This is a genomic window from Sinorhizobium sp. RAC02 (genome assembly GCF_001713395.1).
Taxonomy (GTDB): domain Bacteria; phylum Pseudomonadota; class Alphaproteobacteria; order Rhizobiales; family Rhizobiaceae; genus Shinella.
The window spans coordinates 1,919,032-1,931,541 of the sequence record NZ_CP016452.1; the positions used below are offsets into that span (position 1 = coordinate 1,919,032).

General features: G+C 62.8%; 11 protein-coding genes. 4 read left to right on the top strand and 7 right to left on the bottom strand.

Features of this window, described 5'->3' with window-relative positions:
• Positions 1-50: 50 nt before the first annotated feature.
• The 7 genes from folD to BSY16_RS29980 form a co-directional block, all read right to left on the bottom strand.
• On the bottom strand, positions 51-956 hold the full coding sequence (folD, locus tag BSY16_RS29950) for a bifunctional methylenetetrahydrofolate dehydrogenase/methenyltetrahydrofolate cyclohydrolase FolD (protein ID WP_069063383.1): 906 nt from the start codon (positions 954-956) through the stop codon (positions 51-53).
• 3 nt (positions 957-959) lie between these two features.
• A complete protein-coding gene (purU, locus tag BSY16_RS29955; RefSeq protein ID WP_069062465.1) occupies positions 960-1,844 on the bottom strand; it encodes a formyltetrahydrofolate deformylase in 885 nt (294 codons plus the stop codon).
• 59 nt (positions 1,845-1,903) lie between these two features.
• A complete protein-coding gene (gene glnT / locus BSY16_RS29960) occupies positions 1,904-3,211 on the bottom strand; it encodes a type III glutamate--ammonia ligase (protein ID WP_069063384.1) in 1,308 nt (435 codons plus the stop codon).
• Between the two features lie 93 nt (positions 3,212-3,304).
• Positions 3,305-4,633: an FMN-binding glutamate synthase family protein gene (locus BSY16_RS29965; RefSeq protein ID WP_069063385.1), complete on the bottom strand. Its 1,329-nt coding sequence runs from the start codon at positions 4,631-4,633 to the stop codon at positions 3,305-3,307.
• 15 nt (positions 4,634-4,648) lie between these two features.
• A complete protein-coding gene (locus tag BSY16_RS29970; RefSeq protein ID WP_069063795.1) occupies positions 4,649-5,335 on the bottom strand; it encodes a GltB/FmdC/FwdC-like GXGXG domain-containing protein in 687 nt (228 codons plus the stop codon).
• Positions 5,336-5,373: 38 nt separating this feature from the next.
• Positions 5,374-6,279: a class II glutamine amidotransferase gene (locus BSY16_RS29975; RefSeq protein WP_069063386.1), complete on the bottom strand. Its 906-nt coding sequence runs from the start codon at positions 6,277-6,279 to the stop codon at positions 5,374-5,376.
• An 82-nt stretch (positions 6,280-6,361) separates the two neighbouring features.
• Complete coding sequence (locus tag BSY16_RS29980) at positions 6,362-7,351, bottom strand: GlxA family transcriptional regulator (RefSeq protein WP_069063387.1); 990 nt, start codon at positions 7,349-7,351, stop codon at positions 6,362-6,364.
• 90 nt (positions 7,352-7,441) lie between these two features.
• On the opposite strand from BSY16_RS29980, the gene BSY16_RS29985 reads away from it, so the two are divergent.
• Genes BSY16_RS29985 through BSY16_RS30000 form a run of 4 tightly spaced genes read left to right on the top strand, consistent with a single transcriptional unit; the run spans position 7,442 to position 12,493 of the window.
• Positions 7,442-8,692 carry a sarcosine oxidase subunit beta family protein gene (locus tag BSY16_RS29985; RefSeq protein WP_069063796.1) on the top strand — a complete coding sequence of 417 codons (1,251 nt, stop codon included), beginning with the start codon at positions 7,442-7,444 and terminating at the stop codon, positions 8,690-8,692.
• A gap of 9 nt (positions 8,693-8,701) precedes the next feature.
• On the top strand, positions 8,702-8,974 hold the full coding sequence (locus BSY16_RS29990; RefSeq protein WP_069063388.1) for a sarcosine oxidase subunit delta: 273 nt from the start codon (positions 8,702-8,704) through the stop codon (positions 8,972-8,974).
• On the top strand, positions 8,971-11,928 hold the full coding sequence (locus tag BSY16_RS29995; protein WP_069063389.1) for a sarcosine oxidase subunit alpha family protein: 2,958 nt from the start codon (positions 8,971-8,973) through the stop codon (positions 11,926-11,928). The genes BSY16_RS29990 and BSY16_RS29995 overlap by 4 nt, the downstream gene beginning before the upstream one ends.
• Entirely contained in the window at positions 11,921-12,493 is a 573-nt protein-coding gene (locus BSY16_RS30000) for a sarcosine oxidase subunit gamma family protein (protein WP_069063390.1), read from the top strand. Before BSY16_RS29995 ends, BSY16_RS30000 begins: the two co-directional genes overlap by 8 nt.
• The last annotated feature ends 17 nt before the right edge of the window (positions 12,494-12,510 follow it).

The window sequence follows — 12,510 nt, forward strand, 5'->3', positions numbered from 1 at the left end:
AAGTCGCAAGAGTGTTAAAACTGGTATCTCCATTGTTCTTTGGCATCAGTCTAGAAACGCGGCGGTTCACGACCCGATGCGCGGTAGGCTGCGATCACGGTGTTGGCCATCAGCATGGCGATCGTCATCGGTCCGACACCGCCTGGAACCGGCGTGATCGCGCCGGCAACCTCTGAAACCTCGTCATAGGCGACATCGCCCACCAGACGGCTCCTGCCCTCGCCGCCCTCCAGCGCATCTATGCGGTTGATGCCGACATCGATGACGGTGGCACCCGGCTTCACCCAGTCGGCTTTCACCATTTCAGCACGGCCGACGGCGGCAACGAGGATATCCGTGTGACGGCAGACGTCCGCGAGGTCCTTCGTGCGCGAATGCGCGATCGTCACCGTCGCATTGGCATGGAGCAGCAATTGCCCCATCGGCTTGCCAAACAGGTTGGAGCGGCCAATGACGACGGCCGCCAGACCCGTCAGGTCCTCGCCATGGATGGAGCGGACAAGGCGCATGGCGCCTGCCGGCGTGCAGGAAATCAGGCCGGTCGCCAGATCGCCGGTCGCAAGCTTGCCGGCATTGACCACATGCAGGCCATCGACGTCCTTTTCCGGCTTGATCGACTGGATGATCGGCTCGGCGTCGAGGTGCTTCGGCAGGGGCAGTTGCACCAGGATGCCATGCACGGCGGGATCCGCGTTCAGCGAGGCCACCAGGCTTGCGAGGTCCCCTTGCGTGGTCTCCTCCGGCAGCGTGTGCTGGGTGGAGTTGAAGCCGCATTCCTTGGCCAGACGACCCTTGGCGCCGACATAGGTGTGGCTCGCCGGATCATCGCCGACGATGACGACCGCAAGCCCGGTCCTCACCCCTGCCTCATCTTCGAGCGCCGAGGTCGCAGCCTTCACAGCCTCGATCACCGACGCCGCGACTTTCTTCCCGTCAATGCGCGTCGCACTCCCCATGGTTCACCCCATGCGCTCGGAAGCATAGGAGCCGGGGCTCGGCGGGAAGACGATGGTCTTGTTGCCATTCATAAAGGTGCGGTGGTGGATGTGGGCATGCACTGCGCGGGCCAGAACCTGGCTCTCCACGTCCCGCCCGATCGACACATAGTCCTCCGCAGACTGCGCATGCGTGATGCGCGCCACGTCCTGCTCGATGATCGGACCCTCGTCGAGATCCTCCGTCACATAGTGCGCCGTCGCCCCGATCAGCTTCACACCGCGCTCGAAGGCCTGCTTGTACGGGTTCGCACCCTTGAACGACGGCAGGAACGAGTGGTGGATGTTGATGATCCGGCCCGACATCTTCTTGCACACCGCATCCGACAGCACCTGCATGTAGCGGGCGAGCACGATGAGTTCGGCACCAGACTGTTCCACCACCTCCATCAGCCGCGCTTCGGCCTGCGGCTTGTTCTCCTTCGTTACCTTGATGTGGTAGAAGGGGATGTCGTGGTTGACGATGACCTTCTGGTAATCGAAGTGGTTCGACACCACGCCGACGATGTCGATCGGCAGCGCGCCGATCTTCCAGCGGTAGAGCAGGTCGTTCAGGCAATGGCCGAAGCGCGACACCATCAGCAGCACCTTCATGCGCTCGTCGCTGTCGTTGAAGCGATAGTTCATACCGAAGGGCTTGGCGACCGGGGCGAATTCAGCCTTGATGTCCTCCTCCGATACGCCTTCCTGGGACAGGAAGGTGAGACGCATGAAGAACAGGCCGGTTTCGAGATCGTCGAACTGCGACGAATCCGAGATGTAACACCCCTTCTCGGCGAGGTAGCCGGTGATCGCGGCGACGATGCCGCGGGTCGATTGGCACGATACTGTCAGGACGTGGCTTTTCATCGGTTCTTTCCCGGTCAAACGATTGCCGAAGTGGCGTCTCTTTTCCGAAGCGCCAAGCCTCAGATATCGAGCGTCGTCTGCCGCTCCCAATCCGTGAAGTGCGATGCGTAGGCATTCCATTCCTGATGCTTGAGCTTCAGGTAGGCGCTGGAGAAACCCTTGCCGAGCGTGGCCTTCAGGTCCTCGTCCTTGTCGTATTCCCTGAGCGCATCGAGCAGGTTCAGGGGCAGGCGCGGCGCGTCGGTGACGGTGTGGCCTTCCTTGTACATGTCGATGTCGTAGTGGCGGCCCGGATCGGCGTTTTTGCGAATGCCGTTCAGGCCGGCGGCGATGATGATGGCCTGCAACAGGTACGGATTGACGGCGCCATCCGGTAGGCGCAACTCGAACCGCCCCGGACCCGGAACGCGAACCATATGCGTGCGGTTGTTACCCGTCCAGGTCACCGTATTTGGCGCCCAGGTAGCACCGGAAATGGTGCGCGGCGCGTTGATGCGCTTGTAGGAATTGACCGTCGGATTGGTCACTGCGGCAAGGGCCGACGCATGCTGCATGATGCCGCCGAGGAAGGTCTTGCCCTTGGCCGAAAGACCGAACGGCATGGTCTTGTCGGCGAAGGCATTGGTCTTGCCTTCCAGATCCCAGACGGAGATATGGGCGTGGCAACCGTTGCCGGTCAGGCCCTTGAAGGGCTTGGGCATGAAGGTGGCACGAAGGCCGTGTTTCTCGGCAACCGTCTTCACCATGAACTTGAAGAAGGAATGCTTGTCGGCCGTCTGCAGCGCATCGTCATATTCCCAGTTCATCTCGAACTGGCCGTTCGCGTCCTCATGGTCGTTCTGGTAGGGCTTCCAGCCCAGTTCCAGCATGTAATCGCAGATCTCGGCGATCACGTCGTAACGGCGCATGACGGCCTGCTGGTCGTAGCAGGGTTTTTCGGCCGTATCGAATTCGTCGGAAATCTTGCCGCCATCCGGTGCGATCAGGAAGAATTCCGGCTCGACGCCGGTCTTGACGCGAAGGCCTTCCTTGGCAGCTTCGGCGATCAATCGCTTCAGCATGACGCGCGGCGCCTGGTCGACCGGCTGGTCGTCCATCACGCAGTCGGCGGCAACCCATGCGACATCCTTCTTCCAGGGAAGCTGGATGGCAGAAGACGCATCCGGAAGAGCAAAAAGATCGGGATGGGCGGGCGTCAGATCGAGCCAGGTGGCAAAGCCCGCAAAACCCGCGCCGTCCTTCTGCATATCGGCGATTGCTTCGGCCGGAACAAGCTTTGCCCGCTGGCCGCCGAAAAGGTCGGTAAAGCTGATCATGAAATATTTGATGCCACGGTCTTTGGCAAAGGTAGCAAGATCGAGTGTCACTGTGTTCCCCTTTGGATTATTCAGACACTTTTTCAAGAAAATGGCCGCCGCTGGCTTGGGAGATCAGACGACGGCCGAAGTTTTTTTTAAGGGTTAGAAACCTCCCTTGCCGGGAATCCAGCTGGTGCCCGCAAGCGGCACCTGCGCCATGGCGGATGCCTCGATCGTCAGCGCGACGAGGTCCTCCGGCTCCAGATTGTGCAGATGATTCTTGCCGCAGGCGCGCGCGATGGTCTGAGCCTCGAGCGTCATCACCTTGAGATAGTTGGCGAGGCGCCGTCCGGCAGCAACCGGATCGAGACGCTTGGAAAGCTCCGGATCTTGCGTGGTGATCCCTGCCGGGTCCTTGCCCTCATGCCAGTCGTCATAGGCGCCGGCCGTCGTTCCGAGCTTCTGGTATTCCTCTTCCCAGTGCGGATCGTTGTCGCCGATGGCGACCAGCGCCGCCGTGCCGATGGCAACCGCGTCGGCACCCAGCGCCAAAGCCTTGGCGACGTCGGCGCCGGACCGAATGCCGCCGGAGATGATCAGTTGCACCTTGCGGTGCATGCCGAGATCCTGCAGCGCCTGGACGGCGGGGCGGATGCAGGCTAGCGTCGGCATGCCGACATTCTCAATGAAGACATCCTGCGTCGCAGCCGTGCCACCCTGCATGCCATCGAGCACGACGACGTCGGCACCGGCCTTCACGGCAAGCGCCGTATCGTAATAGGGACGCGCGCCACCGACCTTCACATATATCGGCTTTTCCCAATCGGTGATTTCGCGCAGTTCCATGATCTTGATTTCGAGATCGTCCGGGCCGGTCCAGTCGGGATGGCGGCAGGCCGAGCGCTGGTCGATGCCCTTCGGCAGGTTGCGCATGTTGGCGACGCGGTCGGAAATCTTCTGGCCGAGCAGCATGCCGCCACCACCGGGCTTGGCACCCTGGCCGACGACGATCTCGATGGCATCGGCGCGCCGCAGGTCGCGCGGGTTCATGCCGTAGCGCGACGGCAGATACTGATAGACCAGCGTCTGGCTGTGGCCGCGCTCCTCGTCCGTCATGCCGCCGTCTCCGGTGGTGGTCGATGTCCCGGCAATCGTGGCACCGCGGCCGAGCGCCTCCTTGGCATTGCCCGAAAGCGCACCAAAACTCATGCCGGCAATGGTGATTGGGGTCTTCAGGATGATCGGCTTCTTGGCGTGGCGCGCGCCGAGCACGACGGATGTGTCGCATTTCTCGCGGTAGCCTTCGAGCGGATAGCGCGAGATCGACGCGCCAAGGAACAACAGGTCGTCGAAATGCGGCACCTTGCGTTTGGTGCCGGCGCCTCTGATATCATAGATGCCGGTCGCCGCCGCGCGGCGGATTTCCGCCATCGTATAATCGTCGAAGGTCGCTGACTTGCGCGGCGGGGTATAGGGGTTGTGATAGCTCATGAACGGGTCCCTGCCTTAGTACGCATCAGCGTTATCGATGTTGAAGTTGTAGAGCGTGCGGGCCGAACCGTAGCGCTTGAATTCTTCCGGCGAGACACCCGTGATGCCGGCTCTTTCCAGAAGCTCGGCAAGCAGCTTCAGATGCTTTGGCTTCATTTCCTTCTGGATGCAGTCGGCGCCGAGGCTCTTGACCTCGCCGCGCACGAACAACTTAGCCTCGTAGAGGGAATCGCCGAGCGCATCACCGGCATTGCCAAGCACCACCAGGTGACCCGACTGGCCCATGAAGGCCGACATGTGACCGATATTGCCTTGGACGACGATATCGATGCCCTTCATCGAGATGCCGCAGCGCGAGGCAGCGTTGCCCTTGATGACAAGAAGGCCACCACGGCCCGTGGCACCGGCATACTGGCTGGCATCACCCTCGATGACAACCGTGCCCGACATCATGTTTTCCGCGACACCAGGCCCGGCAGAGCCATGGACGGTCACGGTGCCGCCATCGTTCATGCCGGCGCAATAATAGCCGACGCTGCCGCGCACCTCGACGGTGACCGGCTGATCGATGCCGACGGCAACGGCATGGCTGCCGCGCGGATTGACGACCTCGAAATTCGTATCATTGGTGCCGGGGGCGATAGCGTGAAGCGCGCTGTTCAGTTCGCGCAACGGCGTTGTGGCAAGATCGAATACGCGCATCGCTTCCAGACTTTCTCGTTTGACGCTGACATCCACGGTTAGGCCGCCTTCTCATGATCCCAGAAATACACGGTGGCCGGCTCCGGCTCCCAGACGCGGGCATTTTCGATGCCCGGCAGGTTGACGAGCGCGCGGTACTCCGAGCCGAAGGCGATGTACTGATCCGTTTCGGCCATCACGGCCGGCTTGCAGGCAATGGGATCACGCACCACGCCGAAGCCGGATTTCGTGCCGACGACGAAGGTGAAGAAGCCGTCGAGATCATCGAGCGCGCTGGTCAGCGCTTGCCCGAGATCCTTGCCCTTGGCCATCTCGGCCGACAGATAGGCTGCGGCGACTTCGGTATCGTTCTGCGTCTCGAAGGTCATGCCTTCGCGCACCAGCTCGCGGCGCAGGTTGTTATGGTTGGAAAGCGAGCCGTTGTGCACCAGGCACTGGTCAGCGCCGGTCGAGAACGGATGGGCACCAAGCGTGGTGACAGCCGATTCCGTTGCCATGCGGGTATGACCGATACCGTGCGTGCCCGCCATCTGGCGAATGCCGAAGCGGGAGACCACGTCCTTCGGCAGGCCGACTTCCTTGTAGATCTCGACGCTGTCGCCGGACCCCATGACACGAATCTCCGGCCGCTCCTGGCCCAGCAGGTCGCGCACCGCCTGAGCCTTGTCAGCACTGGCTTCGATGACCGCGTGGGTGCTTTTCAACTCCACGGCAACGCTCGAGTCGGCTGGCTTCAATGCCGCTTCAAGCCCGGCAAAATCCCGTTTTGGGTCGGCCGATTGCACGGTGATTTTCGCGCGGCCGTCTGAAGGCGTACCGTAGATGGCGATGCCGGCGCTATCGGGCCCACGGTCGGTCATGGTGACCAGCATATCGGACAGCATGGCACCCAATTGCGGCTCCAGACTTCTGTCCTTCAAAAACAATCCGACAATTCCGCACATGGGGACAATCCTTCGTTTCGTTGATGAAAGATGGATAGCAGGTGCGTTTTTTGATTTCAACTGCGAGGAAAGTTATTTTCTTTTAAAGCAATTCTATCCGCGCTGTCTGCACTACGGACTGGCGGTGTGCGCCCGGCGGCTCGCCAAAGGCCGCGCGGTAGGTTCGGGCAAAATGCCCGGCGCTGGAAAACCCGGTGGCGAAGGCAATTTCGGAGATGGAAAGCGGGCTTTGCTGCAACAGGCGCCGGGCGTGATCCAACCGCAGTTTCCGGTATTCGAGCAGGAAGGACGAGCCCATCAGGCTGGAAAAGAGCCGATCAAGGTGACGTGGGGAAATGCCGGCCAGTTTGGCCATGGCCTGCCGGTCGAGCGGCGCCTCGATCGTCGCTTCCATTTTTTCCAGCACCATCAGCAGGCCCGGATGGTTGATCCCGTAACGCTCCGCCAGCGAAGCCCGCTGGGGTGCGCCAGAGCTTTCCACCTGGGTATGCAGGTACCAGTCGCTCACCCGGCGGGCGAAATCCGTGCCCATGCGCTCGGAGATCAGTGCGTGCATCATGTCGAGCGGGGCCACGCCGCCACCACAGGTGATGCGGTTGCCATCGAGGACATAGCGGGCCTGACGGGGCGCAAGACGCGGAAAGGCCTCCACCAGGGCCGGGGCATGTTCCCAGTGGATGGTGAAATCGCGATCCTCCAGCAATCCCGCCGCCGCCATGAGATAGGGACCACCGGAAATGCCGCCGATGCGCACGCCGTCGCGGGCAAGCTGGCGCAGGCACGCCAGGACGGCCGGCACGTTCCAATCAACCGGCGTGCCGCCGGCGCAGACGAAGACGGTGTGGAAACCGGCACCACGGCCCGGCAGCGGCGTGGCGGGAACGGGAATGCCCGATGATGTCATCCCGACATTCCCTTCGACGACATGCGCCGAAAGCGCATAAATATCCCGGCCGGCCAAAAGGTTGGCGGCCCGCAGCGGCTCCACCGCCGAGGCATAGGACATCAGCGCAAATCTCGGGATCAGGATGAAGCCGATCTTCTGGACGTTTTTCAGGTCATCTGAGGCCATGGCTCAATCATGGCTCAAAGCGTCTCTTTTCTGCAAGTGCCGAAACGCAATCCTGTCATGATCGGTAGGCTCCACCGGGATTCCATTGCCATGCGCTACTCTGCCTTTTCCGTTTTCCTGAATGCCCTGCGTGGCAACAAGGGCTGGGCGCCGGCGTGGCGCAGTCCGGTTCCGAAGAACCGCTATGACGTGATCATCATCGGCGGCGGCGGGCATGGTCTGGCCACGGCCTACTACCTCGCCAAGGAATTCGGCGTCACCAATGTGGCGGTACTGGAAAAGGGCTATATCGGCTCCGGCAATGTCGGCCGCAACACCACGATCATCCGCTCCAACTACCTGCTGCAAGGCAACAATCCGTTCTACGAGCTGTCGATGAAGCTCTGGGAGGGGCTGGAGCAGGATTTCAACTTCAACGCCATGGTCTCCCAGCGCGGCGTGCTCAACCTCTACCATTCCGATGCCCAGCGCGACGCCTATACGCGGCGCGGCAACGCCATGCGGCTGCACGGCGTCGATGCCGACCTGCTCGACCGCAACGCCGTGCGCCAGATGCTGCCCTTCCTCGATTTCGACAATGCCCGCTTCCCGATCCAGGGAGCGCTGATGCAGAAACGCGGCGGCACCGTGCGCCATGACGCCGTTGCCTGGGGCTATGCCCGCGGCGCGGATATGCGCGGCGTCGATATCATCCAGAATTGCGAGGTCACCGGCATTCGCCGCGAAAACGGCCGCGTCACCGGCGTCGAGACCAGCCAGGGCTTTATCGGCTGCGGCAAGCTGGCGCTCGCGGCGGCCGGCAATTCCACCGTGGTTGCCGCCATGGTCGACCTGAAACTGCCGATCGAAAGCCATGTTCTACAGGCTTTCGTTTCCGAGGGGCTGAAGCCGTTCATCGACAATGTCGTCACCTTCGGCGCCGGCCACTTCTACGTCTCCCAGTCCGACAAGGGCGGCCTCGTCTTCGGCGGCGATATCGATGGCTATAATTCCTATGCGCAGCGCGGCAATCTCGCGACGGTCGAGCATGTCGCCGAGGCCGGCGTCGCGATGATCCCGGCGCTGTCGCGTGTCCGGGTGCTGCGCTCCTGGGGCGGGGTGATGGACATGAGCATGGACGGCTCGCCGATCATCGACCGCACCCACATCGACAATCTCTACCTGAACGTCGGCTGGTGCTACGGCGGCTTCAAGGCCACGCCTGCTTCCGGCTTCTGCTACGCCCATCTGATCGCCAGGAACGAACCGCACGAGACCGGCCGCGCCTTCAGGCTCGACCGCTTCGCACGCGGCCGGATGATCGATGAAAAGGGCGTCGGCTCGCAACCCAACCTGCACTGAGGACTTCATATGGCCAGCCTGATCGCCTGCCCCCATTGCGGGCCGCGCCCCAAGGAAGAATTCACCGTTCGCGGCGATGCCGGCATCACCCGTCCGGCGCCGGATGCCGGTGAGGACGCCTGGCACGCTTACGTCTACCTGCGCGACAACCCGCGCGGACGCCATAAGGAACATTGGCACCACACATCCGGCTGCCGCCGCTGGCTGGTGGTTGAGCGCGATACGATGACCCACGCAATCCATGCCGTGTCCGATGCCAGCACCGAGGGAGCGACCGCATGACGTCCCATCGTCTTTCCCGGGGCGGCCGCATCGATCGCGCCAAGCCGCTCGACTTCACCTTCGACGGCAAGCCGATGCAGGGTTTTGCCGGCGACACGCTGGCGTCCGCGCTTCTGGCAAACGGCCGCCAGCTCGTCGGCCGCAGCTTCAAGTACCATCGCCCGCGCGGCATCCTGACGGCGGGTGCCGCCGAACCTAATGCCCTGGTGACGATCGGCGAAGGCGGTCGCACCGAGGCCAACACCCGCGCCACGCTGGTCGAGCTCTACAGCGGCCTGACCGCAAAGAGCCAGAACCGCTGGCCCTCGGTCGATTTCGACCTCGGCGCTATTAACAGCCTGCTCTCGCCTTTCCTCGGCGCCGGCTTCTACTACAAGACCTTCATGTGGCCGGCCGCCTTCTGGGAAAAGCTCTACGAGCCGATCATCCGAAAGGCGGCAGGCCTCGGCCGCGCGACCTATGAGCCTGATCCCGATAGCTACGAGAAATGCTGGGCGCATTGCGATCTTCTGGTCATCGGCGCGGGCCCAGCCGGCCTCGCCGCCGCCCTGACGGCCGGCCGCGCCGGTGCCCGCGTCGTTCTTGCCGATGAAGGTTTTGAACCCGGCGGTTCATTGCTGTCAGAAACGGCACCCGTCAGTGGAAAATCCGCGAGCGACCTGCTGGCCCAGACGCTGGCCGAGCTGGCGGATATGCCGAATGTCCGCATCTTCTCCCGGACGACCGTCTTCGGCTGGTACGACGGCAATGTCTTTGGCGCCGTCGAAAGCGTGCAGAAGAACACGGCCACGGTAGACCCGAACCGGCCGGTCGAGCGCATCTGGCGCATCGCCGCCAAACAGGCGATCCTCGCCGCCGGCGCTGAAGAACGGCCGCTGGTTTTCGGCGGCAATGACATTCCCGGCGTGATGATGGCTGGCGCCATGCGCTCCTATCTCAACCGGCAGGCTATCGCGCCCGGAAAGAGCACGGTCATCTTCACCAACGACGCCTCCGGCTACGCGACCGCCGCCGATCTGGAAGCCGCCGGCCTTGATGTCGCGGCCATCGTCGACGCTCGTCCGGATGCCGCCCGCACCTGGTCCGGCAAGGCACCCATCCTGCCCAGCGCCGTGGTTGTCGATGCCAAGGGCGGCCGGAGCCTCAAGGGCGTGACCGTCCTCAGCAACGGCCGCACGGAAACCATTTCGACGGACGCACTCGGCATGTCCGGCGGCTGGAGCCCGATCATCCATCTCGCCTGCCATCGCGGCGCAAAACCGGTCTGGTCCGATGCCAAGGCCGCGTTCCTTGCGCCGGAAATCCAGGAGGGGCTGACCGTCGCGGGTGCCGCCGCAGGCATTGGCAGCATCGACGCCTGCCTTGCAGATGGCGCCGGAAAAGCCGCATCCGCCCTGCAGGCGCTCGGTTTCTCGAAGGCCAGCGCCGCATTCGCCGAAAAGGCCGACACGGCGACCGTCTCCAAGCCGCTCTGGCGCATCCACGGATCGAAAGGCAAGGCCTTCGTCGACTACCAGAACGATGTGCACCTCAAGGATCTCGGCCTCGCCGTCAGCGAAGGTTATGGCCATGTCGAGCTAGCCAAGCGCTACACCACCAATGGCATGGCAACCGACCAGGGCAAGCTGTCGAACATCAACGCCATCGGCATTCTCGCCGAAGTGCGAAAAGTCTCGCCGGCGGATGTCGGTACCACGACGTTCCGCCCGTTCTATACGCCACTCTCCTTCGGTGCGCTGACCGGCGCCTCCAAGGGCAAGCACTTCCAACCGGTGCGCAAGTCGCCGCTGCATGATTGGGCCAAGAAGAATGGTGCGGTCTTCGTCGAAACGGGCCTCTGGTACCGCTCGTCCTGGTTCCCGAAGGCGGGCGAAACGACCTGGCGCGAAAGCGTCGATCGCGAAGTGCTCAATGTCCGCAAGAACGCCGGCATCTGTGATGTCTCCACGCTCGGCAAGATCGAGATCTTTGGCGGGGACGCCGCCGAATTCCTCAACCGGGTCTACTGCAACGCCTTCCTGAAACTACCGATCGGCAAGGCGCGGTACGGCCTGATGCTGCGCGAAGACGGGATGATCTACGACGACGGCACGACGAGCCGCCTTGGCGAAACCCATTTCTTCATGACGACGACCACGGCTTACGCGGCAGGCGTCATGAACCATCTGGAATTCTGCGCCCAGGCGCTGTGGCCCGATCTCGACGTGCAGTTCGCCTCCTCGACCGATCAATGGGCGCAGATCGCCGTTGCCGGGCCAAAATCGCGCATGATCCTGCAGACGCTGGTGGACGAAGACATTACCGACGCGGCCTTCCCGTTCCTCGGTGCCAAGGAAGTGTCGCTCTGCGGCGGCACGCTGACGGGCCGTCTGTTCCGCATCTCGTTTTCCGGCGAACTGGCCTACGAACTCGCAGTCCCGGCCGGCTACGGCGAAGCGATCGCCGATGCGATCATGGAGGCCGGCAAGCCGCATGGCATCTGCCCTTACGGTGTCGAGGCGCTGGGCGTCATGCGCATCGAGAAAGGCCATGTCACCCATTCCGAGATCAACGGCACGGTCATCCCGTCCGACCTCGGCTTTGCCAAGATGGTCTCCACGGCCAAGCCCGACTTCATCGGCAAGGCGATGTTGTCGCGCGAGGGCCTGATGGCGGAGGACCGGCTTTCGCTGGTCGGCGTCAAGCCGCTTGATCCGGCGACGACCTTCAAGACCGGCTCGCATATCCTCTCGGAGGGCACTGTTCCGACGCTCGAAAACGACCAGGGCTATGTCTCCTCCAGTTGCTATTCGCCCAACCTTGGCTCGACCATCGGCCTCGCCCTCGTCAAGCATGGGCCGACGCGGCACGGCGAGCATGTCACTGTCTGGAACGACCTGAAAAACGAATACACCAAGGCCGTGCTGTGCAGCCCGGTCTTCTTCGACCCGGAAAACGGAAAGCTCCATGGCTGATTTTGCGCTCCTTCACCGACCAGCCCTTGCCGATGCCAAGGCCGGCTCGTTCGGCGCTCCGTCAACCGCTGCGCGGATTACGCTCACCGCCTTGCCGGAAGGCCATGTGCTGCAGGTTTTGGCCGCGCGCGACAGCGGCGACCTGCAAGATCTGATCCCGCGGATCGGCGATGCCACCCCCCATGCCGTACGTCCCTATGGCCCCGGACAATGGTTCGTCGTCGGCGACGCGGCCCTTTCCGCTGCGGAAATTTTCGGCAAGACGCCGCTGCTGGACGGCAGGGCCTCGATTTCCGATCAAGGCCACGGTCGCATCCGGATCGGCATCGGCGGACGATCAGTCGAGAGCGTCCTTGCCAAGGGCACGGCCGTCGATCTCGACAGAGCCAGCTTCCCCGTTGGCCAGTCCGCCATGACGCTGATCGGCCACATCTCGGCGCTGATCACCCGGACGGACACGGAAAGTTTTGAGCTTCTGGTGTTGCGCGGCTTTGCCGAAAGCCTGTGGGACGAGTTGATCCAGATGAGCCTTGAGTTCGGCGTGGACGCAAGAACGGCGCGGTAGGCAGGCCGCCTGGGCTT